This is a genomic window from Orrella dioscoreae, assembly GCF_900089455.2.
Classification (GTDB): domain Bacteria; phylum Pseudomonadota; class Gammaproteobacteria; order Burkholderiales; family Burkholderiaceae_B; genus Orrella; species Orrella dioscoreae.
This window is the reverse complement of record NZ_LT907988.1, coordinates 3,729,466-3,744,497: the sequence shown is the minus strand read 5'-3', so window position 1 is coordinate 3,744,497 and position 15,032 is coordinate 3,729,466. Positions and strand designations below refer to the sequence as shown.

At 66.9% G+C, this 15,032-nt stretch carries 16 protein-coding genes; 8 read left to right on the top strand and 8 right to left on the bottom strand.

Going from position 1 to position 15,032, the window contains the following annotated elements; translation table 11 throughout:
- Positions 1-22: 22 nt before the first annotated feature.
- Positions 23-1,312, bottom strand: a complete 1,290-nt coding sequence (locus ODI_RS17350; protein WP_067749978.1) for an MFS transporter — start codon at positions 1,310-1,312, stop codon at positions 23-25.
- 263 nt (positions 1,313-1,575) lie between these two features.
- Here ODI_RS17350 and ODI_RS17345 point away from each other — a divergent pair, with 263 nt between their 5' ends.
- Positions 1,576-2,523 carry a LysR family transcriptional regulator gene (locus tag ODI_RS17345; RefSeq protein ID WP_067749981.1) on the top strand — a complete coding sequence of 316 codons (948 nt, stop codon included), beginning with the start codon at positions 1,576-1,578 and terminating at the stop codon, positions 2,521-2,523.
- Positions 2,524-2,587: 64 nt separating this feature from the next.
- Here ODI_RS17345 and ODI_RS17340 read toward each other — a convergent pair whose 3' ends face one another.
- Positions 2,588-3,493, bottom strand: coding sequence for a DMT family transporter (locus ODI_RS17340; RefSeq protein ID WP_067749982.1), 906 nt, complete (start codon positions 3,491-3,493; stop codon positions 2,588-2,590).
- 74 nt (positions 3,494-3,567) lie between these two features.
- Here ODI_RS17340 and ODI_RS17335 point away from each other — a divergent pair, with 74 nt between their 5' ends.
- Positions 3,568-4,419 carry a LysR substrate-binding domain-containing protein gene (locus tag ODI_RS17335; RefSeq protein WP_067749984.1) on the top strand — a complete coding sequence of 284 codons (852 nt, stop codon included), beginning with the start codon at positions 3,568-3,570 and terminating at the stop codon, positions 4,417-4,419.
- A 55-nt stretch (positions 4,420-4,474) separates the two neighbouring features.
- Positions 4,475-5,434, top strand: coding sequence for a patatin-like phospholipase family protein (locus tag ODI_RS17330; protein ID WP_067749986.1), 960 nt, complete (start codon positions 4,475-4,477; stop codon positions 5,432-5,434).
- A 63-nt stretch (positions 5,435-5,497) separates the two neighbouring features.
- On the opposite strand, the gene dkgB is transcribed toward ODI_RS17330, so the two are convergent.
- Both dkgB and ODI_RS17320 read right to left on the bottom strand, forming a co-directional pair.
- Positions 5,498-6,301 carry a 2,5-didehydrogluconate reductase DkgB gene (dkgB, locus tag ODI_RS17325; protein ID WP_067749987.1) on the bottom strand — a complete coding sequence of 268 codons (804 nt, stop codon included), beginning with the start codon at positions 6,299-6,301 and terminating at the stop codon, positions 5,498-5,500.
- Positions 6,302-6,449: 148 nt separating this feature from the next.
- The gene (locus ODI_RS17320; RefSeq protein WP_067749989.1) at positions 6,450-7,316 is read right to left on the bottom strand and encodes a LysR family transcriptional regulator; all 867 of its coding nucleotides are present in this window, start codon (positions 7,314-7,316) and stop codon (positions 6,450-6,452) included.
- Between the two features lie 174 nt (positions 7,317-7,490).
- Between ODI_RS17320 and ODI_RS17315 the strand changes: the two genes are divergently transcribed.
- The 5 genes from ODI_RS17315 to pdxY all read left to right on the top strand — a co-directional run bounded on the left by ODI_RS17315 (position 7,491) and on the right by pdxY (position 12,477).
- Positions 7,491-8,615, top strand: a complete 1,125-nt coding sequence (locus ODI_RS17315) for a mandelate racemase/muconate lactonizing enzyme family protein (protein WP_067749991.1) — start codon at positions 7,491-7,493, stop codon at positions 8,613-8,615.
- Between the two features lie 132 nt (positions 8,616-8,747).
- Positions 8,748-9,740, top strand: a complete 993-nt coding sequence (locus tag ODI_RS17310) for a Bug family tripartite tricarboxylate transporter substrate binding protein (protein ID WP_067749994.1) — start codon at positions 8,748-8,750, stop codon at positions 9,738-9,740.
- A gap of 143 nt (positions 9,741-9,883) precedes the next feature.
- Positions 9,884-10,387: a hypothetical protein gene (locus tag ODI_RS17305; protein ID WP_067749996.1), complete on the top strand. Its 504-nt coding sequence runs from the start codon at positions 9,884-9,886 to the stop codon at positions 10,385-10,387.
- Positions 10,384-11,553 carry a PQQ-dependent sugar dehydrogenase gene (locus ODI_RS17300; RefSeq protein ID WP_197707106.1) on the top strand — a complete coding sequence of 390 codons (1,170 nt, stop codon included), beginning with the start codon at positions 10,384-10,386 and terminating at the stop codon, positions 11,551-11,553. The genes ODI_RS17305 and ODI_RS17300 overlap by 4 nt, the downstream gene beginning before the upstream one ends.
- A gap of 78 nt (positions 11,554-11,631) precedes the next feature.
- Positions 11,632-12,477, top strand: a complete 846-nt coding sequence (pdxY, locus tag ODI_RS17295; RefSeq protein ID WP_067749998.1) for a pyridoxal kinase — start codon at positions 11,632-11,634, stop codon at positions 12,475-12,477.
- A 7-nt stretch (positions 12,478-12,484) separates the two neighbouring features.
- Here pdxY and ODI_RS17290 read toward each other — a convergent pair whose 3' ends face one another.
- The 4 genes from ODI_RS17290 to vapC form a co-directional block, all read right to left on the bottom strand.
- Positions 12,485-13,144, bottom strand: coding sequence for a nucleotidyl transferase AbiEii/AbiGii toxin family protein (locus ODI_RS17290; protein ID WP_067750001.1), 660 nt, complete (start codon positions 13,142-13,144; stop codon positions 12,485-12,487).
- Positions 13,141-13,638 carry a helix-turn-helix domain-containing protein gene (locus tag ODI_RS17285; RefSeq protein WP_067750006.1) on the bottom strand — a complete coding sequence of 166 codons (498 nt, stop codon included), beginning with the start codon at positions 13,636-13,638 and terminating at the stop codon, positions 13,141-13,143. The genes ODI_RS17290 and ODI_RS17285 overlap by 4 nt, the downstream gene beginning before the upstream one ends.
- A 91-nt stretch (positions 13,639-13,729) precedes the next feature.
- Complete coding sequence (locus ODI_RS17280; protein WP_067750008.1) at positions 13,730-14,596, bottom strand: LysR family transcriptional regulator; 867 nt, start codon at positions 14,594-14,596, stop codon at positions 13,730-13,732.
- 14 nt (positions 14,597-14,610) lie between these two features.
- Positions 14,611-15,024 carry a type II toxin-antitoxin system tRNA(fMet)-specific endonuclease VapC gene (vapC, locus tag ODI_RS17275; RefSeq protein ID WP_331716303.1) on the bottom strand — a complete coding sequence of 138 codons (414 nt, stop codon included), beginning with the start codon at positions 15,022-15,024 and terminating at the stop codon, positions 14,611-14,613.
- Positions 15,025-15,032 lie beyond the last annotated feature (8 nt).

Sequence of the window (15,032 nt, the reverse complement as noted above, 5' to 3'; positions counted from 1 at the left end):
GCTCCTTGCGTGCTCGGTGGAATCAATTGGCCGGCTGCAGGGCGCTGTTGGCGCGCGCGCGCACGCCCAGCACCAGAATGGCGGCCAGCAGGGTGGTGGTGGCAAGCAGGTACAGGCCTGCCGCCGGGGATTGGAGGGCGCCCTCGATCCAGTTCTTGACGATGGGTGCGGTGAAGCCGCCCACCGCGCCCATCGAGTTGATGAGTGCAATGCCGCCCGCGGCGGCGCTTCCTGACAAGGTGCTCGACGGGAAGGTCCAGAACACCGGCTGCACCGAGATGAAGCCCGCGGCGGCGAAGCACAGGGCCGCGATGCCGATCAGGGGGCTGTTGAAACTTACCGACACGGCCATGCCGAGGGCGGCCACGACCAGCGTGATGCTGGCGACACGGCGGTGCTGCTGCGTGCGGTCGGCATAGCCGGGGACGAGCCAGGCGGCGAGCAGCGCGCAGATCCAGGGAATGGCCGTGACCAGGCCCACCAGCCAGCCCACCTTCATGCCCAGGAGGCCTGCCACCTGCGTCGGCAGGTAGAACACGACGCCATAGACGCTGGCCTGGATCAGCAGGTAGATCAGCGCGAGATACAGCACGGCGGGTTGCGTCAGCGCGGCCAGCAGGCTGTGCGATTGGGGGCCCTTGGCGCGCTCCTCGCGGTCCAGGATGTCCTGCAGCAGCGTGCGCTCGTCGTCACTGAGCCACGTGGCGTCGGCAGGACGGTTGTTCAGGTAGAAGTACGCCCAGATGCCCACGGCCACGGTCACGATCCCGGTCACGGCGAACATCCACTGCCAGCCGAACAGGTTGGCGATGCCGTCCATTTCCAGCAGCAGGCCCGATAGCGGACTGCCGAGGATGAAGGCGAGGGGCGCGCCGAAATAGAAGAAGCCCATGGCTTGCCCGCGGTGCGCCGCCGGGAACCAATAGGTCAGGTACAGGATGACGCCGGGGAAGAAGCCGGCCTCGGCCACGCCCAGCAGGAAGCGCAGGATGTAGAAGGTCGTCTCGTCGTGCGCGAACATCATCGCGGTGGACACGAGTCCCCACGTCACCATGATGCGGCACATCCAGATGCGGGCGCCCACGCGATGCATGATGAGGTTGCTGGGAACCTCGAGCAGGGCATAGCCGGCGAAGAAGATGCCCGCACCCAGTGCGAAGGCGGCATTGCTGATGCCCGTGTCGGCCTGGAATGCCGCCTTGGCGAATCCGACGTTGGCGCGGTCCAGGAAGGCCAGGATGTACATCAACAGGAGGAATGGCAGCAGGCGCCAGGAAATCTTGGCGAGCAGGGGGGCGGGGAGCTTGTTCACGGTGTTCCGAACCTCGAGGCGAAACCGTCCAGGCAGCGTGGCGCCTGGAAACAGGATGGCCCGGCCGGCGCATGCATGACGCATGCGGTCCGAAGCGGGCCTGACAGGGAGGGCTGGGCGAGCGTGGACGTCTTACGAGGGGGCGGTCTGCATGATCTTGTCTCCGGCTTTTCTGTTCTTGATATGGACATACTCTAGACCGGTGACTGATACTCTACCAATCAAAGATAGTTCACATGCGATACCTTCAGGTTATTACTTAGATGTCGACGACGCCACCGCCTTCCGCGCTGCATCGCAGCCTGCTGAACCGTCTGCGCTACAAGCACCTGCACATGCTCGTCGCGCTTGGGTCCAGCCAGAACCTGCACAGGGCCTCACTCGCGTTGCACATGTCCCAGCCGGCGGCTACCCGCATGCTGCACGAGATCGAAGACATGTTCGGCTGCCAGCTGTTCGAGCGGCTGCCGCGCGGCATGCGGCCCACCGCGCTGGGCAGACAGCTGCTGCGGTTCGCGGAGGCCTCCATCACCGGGCTGGACCGTTGCGCGGAAGACCTGGCGGTGCGCCAGCAAGGCGGCTATGGCTATCTGGCGATCGGCACCATCATGGGCGCGGCGCCGGACCTGGTGATGACGGCGGTGGCCCGGATCAAGGCCATGCACCCCCAATTGCGCATCCGCATCATGGGGGACACCAGCGATCAGTTGCTGCGCCTGCTGGACCAGCGCCAGATCGACCTGGCCATCGGGCGGCGCAATCCGAGCGCGGATAGCGGTCCCTATGTATTCGAGGAGCTTGGCAACGAGCGGCTGATCCTGGTGGTGCGTAGCGGACATCCACTGGCGCGGCGGCGCAAGCTGAGCTGGGACGAGATGGTGCAGGATTGGCCTTGGATTCTCCAGCCGACCGCCAGCCCCGCGCGCATCGCGCTGGACCAACTGCTGCAGCGCCTGGTGTTGCCCGCGCCCGCCGACGTCATCGAGTGCGGTTCCGTGTATTCCATGCAGCAGCTGGTGCAATTGACCGATGCCATCATGCTGCTGTCCGAGTCGGCGCTGAAGGACTATCTGCGCATGGGCATCGTGAAGGCCTTGCCGGTGAAGCTGGATCTCCCGCTGGCGCCATTCGGCATCCTGACGCGCGCGGACGAGGCAATGACGGATGAGCAGGCCCGCTTCATCCAATTGATGAAGGACGAGGCAGCCTGAGTCGGTCGGCAGCAGGGCCTGCCGTTCCTCGCGGAATGCCGCCCCGCCTCCCATCCAGGGCATGTCACGTCCGTGACTCTCCCCGCGCGACCAGCCATACGCCGGCGCCGCACACCGCGGTGCCGGCCAGCATGAGCCAGGTGAGCGGCTCGCCGAACAGGCTCCACGCCCACAGCAAGGTGGCGGCGGGGCTCAGGTACAGCACGCTGGCAACCCGCGTGGGCGAGCTGCGCCGCAGGCACAGCCAATAAAGGCCGTAGCCGCCCAGGCTGGAAAGCACGGCGGTCCACAGCACCGCGGCGGCGAAGCCGCCGCTGGCGACGGGTGCAAGGCTGCCTTCCTGCCCCGCCAGGATGCCGAAGAACACCGTGGATACCGCGCACTGTATCCACAGCGTGGGCAGGAGATCCATGCTTGCCGTGGATGGATCACGCTTCTGCCACAAGGTGGCCACGGCCAATGCCAGCATGCCCAGCAAGGGCATGGCGTAAGCCCATGCCGGCGCGTCGCCAAGCGCCAGGGCATCACGCAGCACGATCAGCGTGCCGGCCAGGCCGATTCCCAATCCTGCCCAGGTCAGCCGGCCCAGCCGGTGCCGCAGCACGCAGGCCGCGATCAGGGCGGTGCCCACGGGCAGGAGGTCCGCGATCAGCGCGGCCATGCCCGCGGGCACGCCATGCTCGATGCCTTTGGCAACGCCCGCCAGGTAGCACGCCATGGCCAGGAGACCGATGGCGGCCTGCCGCAGCAGCAAGGGCGCCGGCGTGCGCCACACCGACCGTGCCACCCAGGGCAGCAGGCAGAGCGTGAGCAGCACGCAACGCCAGAAGACGACCAGGAATACCGGCGCGTGGTCGAGCGCGAAGCGCATGCCGACGAAGCCGGAGCTCCACGCGATGACGAGGCCGGCCTCGAGCAGCAGCAAGGGAATGACGACGGGAGGAGAGGGGGCAAGTGAAAGATTCCGCATGCCTTGACCTTAGGCCAGCATCGTAATTCAATAAAGCAAGATTACTTTTATCAGTTATTAAGGAAAACAAAATAATGACGGCAGCCCTGGACATCGACCTGCTGCGCACCTTCCACGCCGTGGCCCGCCTGGGCCAGTTCCGCGCGGCGGCCGAGCAGGTGCACCGCAGCCCCGCGGCCGTCAGCGTGCAGATCCAGCGGCTGGAGTCCGTCGCGGGCGGGCGGCTGTTCGAACGCGACAATCAGTCGGTCAGCCTGACGCCCCTGGGCCAGCGACTGTTGTCCGGCACCGCGCCGCTGCTGGGCATGCATGACAGGCTGCTGGACGATCTGCACGGCACCAGCCCTGCCGGCCGCCTCAAGCTGGGCGTGCCGGACGAATACGCGGGCCATGTCATCCGCGACATCCTGCCGCGTTTCGCCGCCAGTTGGCCCAATGTCGTGCTGGAGGTGACGACCGCGCCCAGCCAGTCGTTGCGCGAACAGACCGAGCGCGGGCGGCTGCACGTGGCCTTGCTCGTGCAGCCCCGCGGGCGCAAGCCGGACGCGCGCGCCGTCACCCAGACCACGCCCGTGTGGGTGGCGGGTCTGGGCGCGGACGTGGCATTGGAGGCGCCCGTTCCCCTGGCGCTGCATGCCGCGCATTGCCCGTACAGGGACGCGATGATCGCTTCGCTCGCGCGCGCGGGCGTGTCCTGGCGCGTGGTGCTCAGCAGCCCGTCCAGTCAGGCGGTGCAGGCCTGCGTCGAGGCGGGACTGGGGGTCAGCCTGGTGGACCGCTCGCGCGTCACCGCCGCCATGCGGGTCCTGGAAGGCTGGCCCGCCGTTGCGCCGCATGAGGTCGTGCTGTGGCGGGCGGCATCGACGCCGTCCGATCCCGCGGCGACGCTCATGGAAGAGGCGCTGCGCCAGCACTTCCGCCTGTAGCGGGCCGGGGCCCAAGTGTTCTAAGCTCCTGGCTTTCTTCCAAGCAGGAGCGCGCATGGCTTACCGTCCTCGTATCGGCCTGGCGCTGGGCAGCGGCTCGGCGCGCGGCTGGTCGCACATCGGTGTCATACGCGCGCTGGAGCGGGCGGGCGTCGTGCCCGACGTGGTCTGCGGCACGTCCATCGGCGCGCTGGTGGGCGCGGTCTATGCCGCCGGGCGGCTGGACTGGCTGGCCGAATGGACAGGCAAGCTCACCTGGGGCGGCGTGGTCGGCATGCTGGACCTGCGCATGGGCGGCGGCTTGATCGAAGGCAGCAAGCTGGTGCGTTTCTTCGAGCAGCATTTCGATGACGAAGGCATGGCGGGCCTGCCCAAGCCATTCGCCTGCGTGGCCACCGAGCTGTCGACGGGCCGCGAGGTATGGCTGCGCGACGGTCCGGTCATCGACGCGGTGCGGGCCTCCATGGCCTTGCCGGGCTTGTTCACGCCGGCCCAGCAAAAGGGCAGGCTGCTGGTCGATGGCGGGCTGGTGAACCCGGTGCCGGTGTCGCTGTGCCGCGCCATGGGCGCGGACATCGTGATTGCCGTGGACCTGAACTGGGACCTGATCGGCCGGCGCAGCCGCAGCGCGACGACGGCAGCGGCCCCGGAGGAAGACAAGACCGGTGTGCTGGCGACGCTCCTGGGCAAGCTGCGGCCCGCGCCGCGCGCCGCCGCGGGCAATCCCGACGAGCCGCCCGCGCCCGAGATGCCGTCCCTGCTGGACGTGCTGGGCACGAGCCTGAACATCATGCAGGTGCGCATCACGCAGAGCCGCCTGGCCGGCGAGCCCGCCGACGTCATGATCCGGCCCAGGCTGTCGAACATCGCGGCCATGGACTACCACCGCGCGAATCTTGCCATCGCCGAAGGCGAGCGCGCCGCGACGCGGGTGCTGCCCTTGATCCAGGACCTGCTGGGACCGCAACTGCTGCCGCTGGACGACGCTTCCCTGGACGAAGAGGCCGCGCAGTAGCGCGCCGACTTCCATGGGAAAGCCCGGCACGACGCCGGGCTTTTGCTTTTCTTGCTGGCGGGTTCAATCCCAGGCCGGTGCAATGCCTTCCGGATTCGCGAGGCGTTCGCCGCGGTCCAGCGTGGCGATCCTTTTCATGTCCTCGTCGTCCAGCGTGATCGACTGCGCCTTCAGGTTGCCTTCCAGGTTGGCGCGCTTGGTGGAAGACGGGATCACCGCGTAGCCCTGCTGCAGGGCCCAGGCCAGCGCCACTTGCGCGGGCGTGGCACCGTGGCGCCTGGCCACCTCGTTGATCACGGCATCGTCGATCACCTTGCCGTAGGCCAGCGTCATGTAGGACGTGACGTGGATGCCGCGTGTGCGCGCATGGGCCGTCAGCTTGCGGTTCTGCAGGAAGGGATGCACCTCGATCTGGTTGGTGGCGATCTCCTTCGCACCCAGGATGCCGATGGCCTGGTCGAGTTGGGCGATGGTGAAGTTCGATACGCCGATGGCCCGGGTCAGGCCCTGCGCCTTGGCGTCGGCCAGCGCTTCCAGGTATTCCTGCATGGGCACCTGGTCCTTGGGCGAAGGCCAATGGATCAGCGTCAGGTCGACTTGCTCGGTGCGCAGCTTCTTCAGGCTTTCCTTCAAGCTGGGGACCAGCTTGTCGCGCGAGAAGCTGTCGATCCAGATCTTGGTGGTCAGGAAGACGTCGCGGCGCGGCACGCCGCTGTCGGCCAGCGCGCGGCCCACCTCGGCCTCGTTGCCATAGATCTGCGCGGTGTCGATGAGGCGGTAGCCGGCGTCCAGCGCCTGGCTGACGGAGTCATAGGCGGCCTGGTCCTTCAGGCGGAAGGTGCCAAGACCGAAAGCGGGAGTGCTCATGAGGGTGTCCTTGCAAGTGGGTGACTGCATGAATGAAGACGACGCGCCCTGCGCGTCCTGCCCTGGCAGTGTCGCACTTCAAGGCGCGGCTTCCAACCCAGCGCGGGCCAAAAGACTCTTGCCGCCGAGGCAATAATCCAGCGCGAATTCAGTCAGGCTCGGCCATGTGCAGAAACGCCTGCACCAAAGGCGAACGCACGCTGGCGCGCAGCCACATGGCGCCCACCGTGCGGGAAGGGAAGGGCGCGGGCAGTGCCCAGCGCTTCACCGCGGAAGACGGCTGTCCCACTACCGGCCAGTCCGGCAGCACCGACACGCCCAGGCCTTCCGACACCAGCTTGGCAATCGACTCGATGCCATCCAGCTCGAAGCGCACCTTGGGCCGCAGGCCGTGCTCGGTCAGGTAGTCGTCGGCCAGCTTGCCAGCCACCACGTTGCGGTCATAGCGGATGAAGGGCTCGCGCGCGATGGTCAGCAGGGGATCCTGCACCGTCATCGTTTCGGGCGTCAGCAGGATCAGCGGCTCTTCGCGCAGATCCCGCCATTCGCAGGTCTTGGGCAGGTCGAAACGCGGATGCACCAGCACCGCCGCGTCCAGTTCGCCTGCCAGCACGCGGCTGTAGAGCAGGGTGGTGGAAGCGGGCTCGATATAGATCTCCACGTGCGGATGGCGCGCCACCCAGCGTTTCAGCATGGGCGGGAAGATGCCGGTCAGCGCCGTGGGCGTGGCGCCGATGCGCAGCGGCCCGGCAGGCAGCTCGGTTTCCGAGGCCGCCGAGCGCAGGTCGCGCACCTCGCGCAGCACGCCCTGCGCCCGTTCCAGGATGCGCAGGCCCGCCACGGTGGGCTTGACCGTGCGGCCGGCGCGCACGATCAGGCGGCTGCCCACGTCGTCCTCCAGGGCCTTCAGGCGCTGGGCGACGGAGGTGGGCGTCAGGTCCAGGTGCCGCGCGGCCTCGGCGATGGAGCCGCGTTCGACGACGCAGACGAAGGTGTGCAGGTAGCGGGTGTCCATGGGGGCTTGCGGCACGTCATGTCAAAGAAGAAGTTTTTAACGTGTTCTGAATGCGCAGGAAAGAGGTTGGTGCGTGGTCTGGATCGGCCCAGTATCGGTCTGCCAGCCGTGGCTCTCGGTGCAGCCCGCACCCGCCAGGTTGATCCTTCACCCCCAAGCTTCAAGGAATCCGCCGTGCCGAAGATTGCTTCCATCGACGTCTGCGCCGCCGCCGTGCCGCTGGACAAAGTCACTTCCTTTTCCAACCGCAGCGTCAGCACCCGTCATTACGGACTGGTCAAGGTGCGCACCGACGACGGCATCGAAGGCATCGGCTTCTGCTATGTGGGCAGCGCCGCCGGCGGCATCTTCAGCGCCGCGGTGCAGGAACTGCTGGCGCCCGTGCTGCTGGGCAAGGACACGCACGCCGTGGAAGCGCTGTGGCGCGACATGTACCAGGAGTCGCTGCTGCAGGGCCGCCAGGGCACCGTGCTGCGGGCCATCAGCGCGCTGGACACCGCCATCTGGGACATCAACGCCCGCGCGGCCAAGCTGCCGCTGCACCGCTACCTGGGCGCCGTCGAGCTGGAAAGCGTGCCGGCCTATGCCAGCGGCGGCTATTACCTGGACGGCAAGACCCCGCAGCACCTCGGCGAGGAAATGGCCAGCTATGCCGCCAAGGGCTTCAAGGCCGTCAAGATGAAGACGGGCAGGCTCTCGCCGCGCGAGGAAGAGGCGCGCCTGAAGGCCGCGCGCGAGGCCGTCGGGCCGGACGTGGAAGTGATGATGGACTGCAACAACGCCTGGGAGGACCTGACGCAGGCGCTGCAGTACATCCGCCGCTTCGAGCAATACGACCCCTACTTCATCGAGGAGCCTTTCGGTCCGGACGACATCGACAACCACGCCCGCCTGGCACGCGCCACGCGCCTGCCCATCGCCACCGCCGAGATCGGCTATGGCCGCTGGTACCACAAGCAATTGCTGGAGAAGGAGGCGTGCAGCATCCTGCAGACGGATGCTGCCGTGTGCGGCGGCATCACCGAGTGGAAGCGCATTGCGGCCACCGCCGCCAGCCATGGCGTGGTGGTGTGCCCGCACTGGTTCCATGACCTGCACGCGCCGCTGGTGGCCGCCACGCCGAACGCGCGCTATGTCGAATACTTCTGGGATGACCAGGTGCTGAACTTCCGCCGCCTGGTGGATCGCCAGCTGGATCACAAGAATGGCCGCGTCATCCTGCACCAGACCCCGGGCCTGGGTTTCGGTTTCGACGAGAAGGAGGTGGCGAAGACCGGCAAGTGGGTCACCGTGCGCTGAGCCGCTTGGCGGAGGAATGAGCAGTGCCGCCGCACGCCCCGCAAGAGACGGGGCGGCGGCGCGCAGGGCAGCAGGATCACGACAACGACAACAGTCGCGCGGCCACGGGCCGCCGGACGAGGAGACAAGATCATGCAACGCAGAACCTTCCTGGCCGCGGCCGCCGCCTCGGCCGTCACCCTTGCACTGCCTTCGCTGGCGCGCGCCGCCGCGGCGTCGTCCGGGCTGCCGTCCGGCCCGGTGCGCCTCATCGTCGGCTTCCCTGCCGGTGGCGGCACCGATGTGCTGGCTCGCCTCATCGGCCAGAAACTGGCTGCCGACTGGGGCATCCCCGTCATCGTCGAGAACCGCGCGGGCGCGGCGGGCGTCATCGCCGCCGACTTCGTCGCCAAGCAACCGGGCGACGGCAATACGCTGCTGCTCACGCACATCAACAGCCACGGCATCGCCCCCGGCCTGCAGCCCAACCTGGGCTACGACGTGGACCGCGACTTCACGCCGCTGGCCCTGGTCGGCAAGACGCCGACCGTGCTCGTCGCTAACGTGAACCAGCCAGCCAAGGACCTGAAGTCGCTCGTCGAGCAATGCAAGGCGCAGCCCGGCAAGGTCATCTTCGGCTCGGCGGGCAGCGGCTCGGCCCAGCACCTGGCGCTGGAGATATTCAAGGCGCGCGCCGGCATCGACGTGCTGCACGTGCCGTACAAGGGCTCGGCGCCGCTCATGACCGACCTGATGGGCGGGCATGTGCACTACGCCTTCGAAGGCATGACCACCGCCACGCCGCTGATCCAGTCGAGCAAGGTGCGCGCGCTGGCCCAGACGCTGCAGACGCGCGTGGAATCCTTGCCCAACGTGCCCACGATCGCCGAGCAGGGCTATCCGGATTTCGAGGCCAGCATCTGGTTCGCGGTCGACGGTCCTGCCGGGATGCCTGCGCCGCTGGCCGACAGGCTCAGCGCCGACCTCGACAAGGTCCTGGCCCTGCCCGACGTGGCCGAGCGCCTGAAACAGTTCGGCGCGGCGGAGGGCGGCGGCGGACGGGCGCGCTATGCCGAGTTCGGCCGTGCCGAGCGCAAGAAATTCGCCCAGGTGATCCAGCAGGCGAACATCCGTCCGGAAGGGTGAAGCGCCTGGCCGCCCGTCAAGGTGCAAGACCTTTCGGGCGGCTTGTATCAGGCTGTCAGCGCCGCGTCGCCGGCGCGTCCGGCTTCTGTACACTGCACGCTCGCCCCGTCCCCCGACGGTCTTTCTTTCGGAGGCAGCGCAGCATGCACCGTCCCACACCTGGCGTCGCCTTCGCGCGGCGCGTCCCGCCTTTCCTGGGCGCGGTCACCGTCGCGGCCCTGTCGGGCACCATCGTTCAAACCCAAATCAACCTGGCCGACATCCTGTCGCTGGGGGTGCCCGTCACGTTCGGCGACCGCGTGGCCACCACCGGCGCGGACCTCGTCGGCTTCACGCCCACCTTGTTCGGCCTGGCTTTCGTGGCCTTGCTCTTCGCCCTGCCGACGGCCGGCCTCCTTGCGCGTGGACGCAGCCTTGCGGTGCGCGCCGCGCTGTTCGCGCTGGCGGGTTGGGTCGGCCTGATGGCGGCCTTCGAAGTGGCCAATGCCGCGGCCCCCATGCCCACGCTCATCGCCGCCACGCGCGGTTGGGCGGGCGCGATGGCGGTGGCTGCGAGCGGGGCGCTGGGCGCGTGGGCCTATGCCTATTGGACGCGGCTGTGGGTGCAGGGGCGCGTGGCAAAACCGGTAGCAGGGAGAGCAGGATGATGCGGGGAACATTCAACAGTGCCTTGGGCGGCTGCCGCCGCGCCGTGATGTCGGCCCTGGGCGGCGCTGCATTGCTGGCAGGCGCATCGGTCTTCGCACCGGTGGCGCAGGCCAAGGAAGGCGAGCCGTCCATGCCCTACAAGGTCCAGACGCTGGTGGAAGGATTGCATTTCCCCTGGTCGCTGGCTTTCCTGCCCGACGGCGGCATGCTCGTCACGGAACGCACCGGCCAACTGCGCCACATCACCCCGGAAGGCATGCTGGTCGACAAGCCGATACAAGGCGTCCCGCCTGTCTTCGTCGCGGGCCAGGCCGGCCTCATGGACGTTGCGCTGGATCCCGATTTCGTGCAGAACCAGCGCATCTTCCTGACCCATGCCTATGGCACGTCCAGCGCCAACAACACGCGGCTGATCAGCGCACGGCTGGCCGACGGCAAGCTGGAGGACGTGCAGACGGTCTTCAGCGCCTTGCCCGCGAAATCGGGCGGGGCGCACTACGGCGGGCGCATCGCCTTCCTGCCCGACAAGTCGCTGGTGCTGACGCTGGGGGATGGCTTCGATTTCCGCGAACGCGCGCAGGACCCCTCCAATCACCTGGGCAGTTCCGTGCGCGTGAACCGGGATGGCAGCGTGCCGCCCGACAATCCCTTCGCGGGCCAGGACGGCGTGGCTTCCGAGATCTTCACGCTGGGCCACCGCAACGTCCAGGCCATCGTCTATGAACCGCGCTATCACAAGCTGTATTCAGCCGAGCATGGCCCCAAGGGCGGCGATGAATTGAACCTGCTGGAGCCGGGCAAGAACTACGGCTGGCCCGTGGCCACCCACGGCGTGGACTACACCGGCGCCAAGGTGTCGCCGCATCTCGATCTGCCGGGCCTGCAACCCGCCGTGTTGTATTGGACGCCGTCCATCGCCCCGTCGGGCATGACGGTGTATTGGGGCGACGTGTTCACGGGCTGGCGCGGGGATGTCTTCGTGTCGGCGCTGGCCGAACGCAGCGTACGGCGGATCGCCATGCGCGATGGCGTGCCGACGGGAGAACAGGAGGTGCTGTTCAAGGAACTGGACGCCCGCATCCGGGATGTGAGGACCGGTCCGGATGGGGCGCTGTATCTGCTGACGGATGAGGAGAAGGGAAGGGTGTTGCGGGTGGTTCGATAAAGAGGTTCCCAAAGGACTTGCCAAGGGGGGCGTATGATGCGATCTCGGTTTTCATTTTCGTGACACCCGCGTCGCATCATGCTCGTCCTCTCCCTCCAATCCCAACTCGTCTACGGCTATGCCGGCAATTCCGCAGCAGTCCCTGTCCTCCAGGCCGCCGGCCTGACGGTGCTGCCGGTCCCCACGACGCTGCTTTCCAATACCCCCCACTATCCCGACTTCACCCGGGCGCCCATTGGCGCCAAGGAAGTGGGTGACCTGCTGTCGGGCATCATGCAGCGCGTGCAGCCGTCTGACATCACGGCAGTGCTGACAGGCTGGATGGGGTCGGCCGAGATCGTGCGCACCACCGCCGCCTTCATCCGTGAACTGAAGGCCAAGCATCCCGGCGTGCTTTACCTGTGCGATCCGGTGATGGGCGATGCCAAGTCGGGGCTGTACGTGAACCCGGCCTGTGCGGAGGCCATTGCGGAAGCACTCGTGCCCTTGGCCGATATCCTCACGCCGAACACCTTCGAGCTGGATCGCCTGCAAGGCACCGAGCCCGCCTCCATCGTGGCGCGCCTGCGTGCCCTGAGCGGACCGGCCAACCGGCCGGTGGTCGTCAGCAGCGTGCCCGCCGAAGACGGTACCGTGGCCAACGTGGCGGGCACGGCGAAGGGCGAGGTATGGCGCGTGCGCACGCCACTGCTGTCTCCCGCGCTGACGGGAACGGGCGATGTGATGACGGCGCGTTTCCTGGCCGCGTGGCTGGAAGGCGAAAGCCTGGCCAACGCCTTGGCATTGGGCGTGGGTGGGATCTTCGCGGTGATCGAGGCGGCAGAACAACGCGGCGCGCCGGAGATGCCGCTGACACAGGTGATGCGCCAGGTGCTGGCGCCGTCGCGCCGCTTCGTGCCGGAGCGGTGGGCGGACGAGGCGTGAGGGTGGCCTAAAGGTTTTTGAGGAAGGACGACGCGACGTCGACGCAGTGCGCGAAGCTGGGCGTATAACGACGTGTGTCGATGGCTTCGAAGCTGCTGCGCAATATGGCCGAAGGCTTTTGGATGCGGGCAAGAAAGGCGTCCCGATGCAGCAGCAGGTGTGGCGCGGCCGTCATCAGCATGTCGGGCTCCCGCTCGATGACGAGGCACAGGTCGAACAGGTCTCGCGCACTTGCCTGATTGCCCCGGTGGAACATTTTCTTGGCAATGATTTCAGCGGAGTGCTCGACGCGTATTGCCTGCCCCTGAATTTCCCACCGCTCCCAGGCATTCTTCAGGAGATTGGGCGATGCCACGAAATCGATCTCGCCCTCTTCGAACTGGAGCTTGATATATGAGCTTGGATCTTCAACGTAGTTTGTCGTGAGATCCGCGGTACGATCGCTCAGGCGAGGCGTCAGGTATCCCAGGTACTGGGGATCCGGGACAAAGATGTCGATGTCCTTGCTGGTGCGATGGTCGTGCCGGAACATCAGCACGGTGCCGCCGCCAAGCGTCCAATATGGGTCCGAGATGCCACCGATACTTTGCAGGTCGGCGAGCAGAGAAAGCGCCCGTGACAGAAGGACTTCCCACGGCCCGGAAGGGAGCTCGCGGGAGGCGGTCATGCCAGCACGTCCTGTCTGGAAAGTTCAAGGTCCTTTGCCAGTTTGGCGACGTTGCGCCAGACATGCTGCGGCTTTACCTGTTCACGTTGGGCCGTTTCTTCCACGGCCATGACCACGATGGGCAGGGGGGCCTCTTCCAGCAGTTTCGCTACGTGAGCGAGGAACGCATCGGGGACGTTGCCCGTGGCCAGCGCATGGGCCAGGGTGTCTGCATCAAGTTCGCGCTTGTAGCTGACGCTGGCGGTCTTGGCAGCCATCCATAGCCCGTGCTTCTGATCCCGGGCTTGCGTGCTGGGAGCGGGGGCATTCAAGCCGAGGAGATTCAAGACTTGGGCAACGCGATTGAACCCCAGGTCTTGCAGTGTGCCGTTCTCGAGGCCACTGAGCGTCTGCCGCGACAGACCGCTGAGATGGGCCAGCCGTTGTTGTGACAGGCCCAGGGCATCGCGGCGAGTACGGACGGCGCTTCCAATATTTGCAAGATAGGTCGTCATGGCTGGCTCACGGCAGTGACCCATATTTGGGTGGATGAAAGCCAAATTACCATATAAATTGACTAAAATATTGGTCAATTTATGCTTACTGCTAACGCTTCAACACCCGCTCCAACAGCCAGCTTCCCGCCGGTCCCAGCGCCTTCTGGTTCGACCACAGCGCATCCACCGCGATCCGTTTCGGCCATCCCGCCGCTTTCAGCTCCACGACACTGCCCGGCGGCGCGAAGCGGGTGATCATCCAGCGCGGCATGCGGGTCCAGCCAAAACCGGCCACCGCCATCTCCAGCAGCATCAGGTAGCTGGGCGCGGACCAGCAGCGGGACGAATGCGTCGGCCCTTCCTGCGGGCTTTCATACAGGGCGATGCGCAGTTCGCGGGCCGCGTAGATGTCCTCATCGGTGACCTCGCGCAGCTTGGCCAGCGGGTGCGAGGCACCCGCCACCAGCACCATTTCCGACAGGTGCGGCAGCGTGGCTGATGCCAGGTCGGGCGGATAACTGCCGCGGGCCGCCAGCAATCCCAGGTTTGCCCGGCCCCGCTGCACGGTGACGACGACATCGGCGTCTTCCGAAATCAGGCACTCGAACTCCATGTCCGGATAGCGCTGGTCGATCTCGGCCAGGATGCTTTCCCACTCCTCGGACTGGAAGGTGTCCGACAGTGCCAGGGTCAGGCGCGGCTCATGGCCGCCGGCCAGGCGGCTGGCCAGCCGGCCCAGCTTCTCGTTGGCGCTGAGCACGCCGCGCGCCTGCACGAGCAGGGCGTGGCCCGCGGCGGTCAGCACGGGCTGGCGGCCGCTGCGCTCGAACAGCGCCACGCCCAGGTCGATTTCCAGGTTGGCGATGGCCTCGCTGATGGTGGACTGGCTTTTGCCCAGCTTGCGCGCCGCGGCGGAAAACGAGCCCAGCGCGGCGGCTTCGACGAAGGCGGTGAGGGTGTCCAGCGAGTAGGCCATGGCAGGCGCAGACCCTAGAGGGGGGGGGTGTCTTCAGGTCCCAGGGCCCAATCCTCCAGGCGCAGGCCCGGTACACGGGTGAATTCGCGGGTGTTGTTGCTGACCAGCACGAAACCCCTGGAACGCGCATGTCCCGCGATCATGGCATCGTAGGCGCCGATGGGCGTGCCGGCCTGGGCCAGCTCGGCGCGCAGTTGACCAGTATTGATCGCGGCGGCGCGGTCATAGTCGAGGACGTCCAGGCGGGCCAGAAAACCTTCCACTGTGGCGAGGTTGCGGGCGGGGGACGCGGATTTCTCCGCGCCGTATACCAGTTCCATCGCGGAAATCGTACTGATGCAGAGACTGCTCGAGCGCTGGTTGAACGCGTGGCGAACACGTTCGGGTCTGTTCTTGATGGTGTAGATGCAAATGTTGGTATCGAGCATCCACTTCT

Bases quoted from the DNA above. Each gene is read 5' to 3' on its own strand.
- ODI_RS17285 (WP_067750006.1), bottom strand. From the start codon at position 13,638: ATGACGACCTATCTTGCAAATATTGGAAGCGCCGTCCGTACTCGCCGC.
- ODI_RS17335 (WP_067749984.1), top strand. From the start codon at position 3,568: ATGACGGCAGCCCTGGACATCGACCTGCTGCGCACCTTCCACGCCGTG.
- ODI_RS17280 (WP_067750008.1), bottom strand. From the start codon at position 14,596: ATGGCCTACTCGCTGGACACCCTCACCGCCTTCGTCGAAGCCGCCGCG.
- ODI_RS17340 (WP_067749982.1), bottom strand. From the start codon at position 3,493: ATGCGGAATCTTTCACTTGCCCCCTCTCCTCCCGTCGTCATTCCCTTG.
- ODI_RS17310 (WP_067749994.1), top strand. From the start codon at position 8,748: ATGCAACGCAGAACCTTCCTGGCCGCGGCCGCCGCCTCGGCCGTCACC.
- dkgB (WP_067749987.1), bottom strand. From the start codon at position 6,301: ATGAGCACTCCCGCTTTCGGTCTTGGCACCTTCCGCCTGAAGGACCAG.
- ODI_RS17290 (WP_067750001.1), bottom strand. From the start codon at position 13,144: ATGACCGCCTCCCGCGAGCTCCCTTCCGGGCCGTGGGAAGTCCTTCTG.
- ODI_RS17345 (WP_067749981.1), top strand. From the start codon at position 1,576: ATGTCGACGACGCCACCGCCTTCCGCGCTGCATCGCAGCCTGCTGAAC.
- ODI_RS17330 (WP_067749986.1), top strand. From the start codon at position 4,475: ATGGCTTACCGTCCTCGTATCGGCCTGGCGCTGGGCAGCGGCTCGGCG.
- ODI_RS17300 (WP_197707106.1), top strand. From the start codon at position 10,384: ATGATGCGGGGAACATTCAACAGTGCCTTGGGCGGCTGCCGCCGCGCC.
- vapC (WP_331716303.1), bottom strand. From the start codon at position 15,024: ATGCTCGATACCAACATTTGCATCTACACCATCAAGAACAGACCCGAA.
- ODI_RS17305 (WP_067749996.1), top strand. From the start codon at position 9,884: ATGCACCGTCCCACACCTGGCGTCGCCTTCGCGCGGCGCGTCCCGCCT.
- pdxY (WP_067749998.1), top strand. From the start codon at position 11,632: ATGCTCGTCCTCTCCCTCCAATCCCAACTCGTCTACGGCTATGCCGGC.
- ODI_RS17320 (WP_067749989.1), bottom strand. From the start codon at position 7,316: ATGGACACCCGCTACCTGCACACCTTCGTCTGCGTCGTCGAACGCGGC.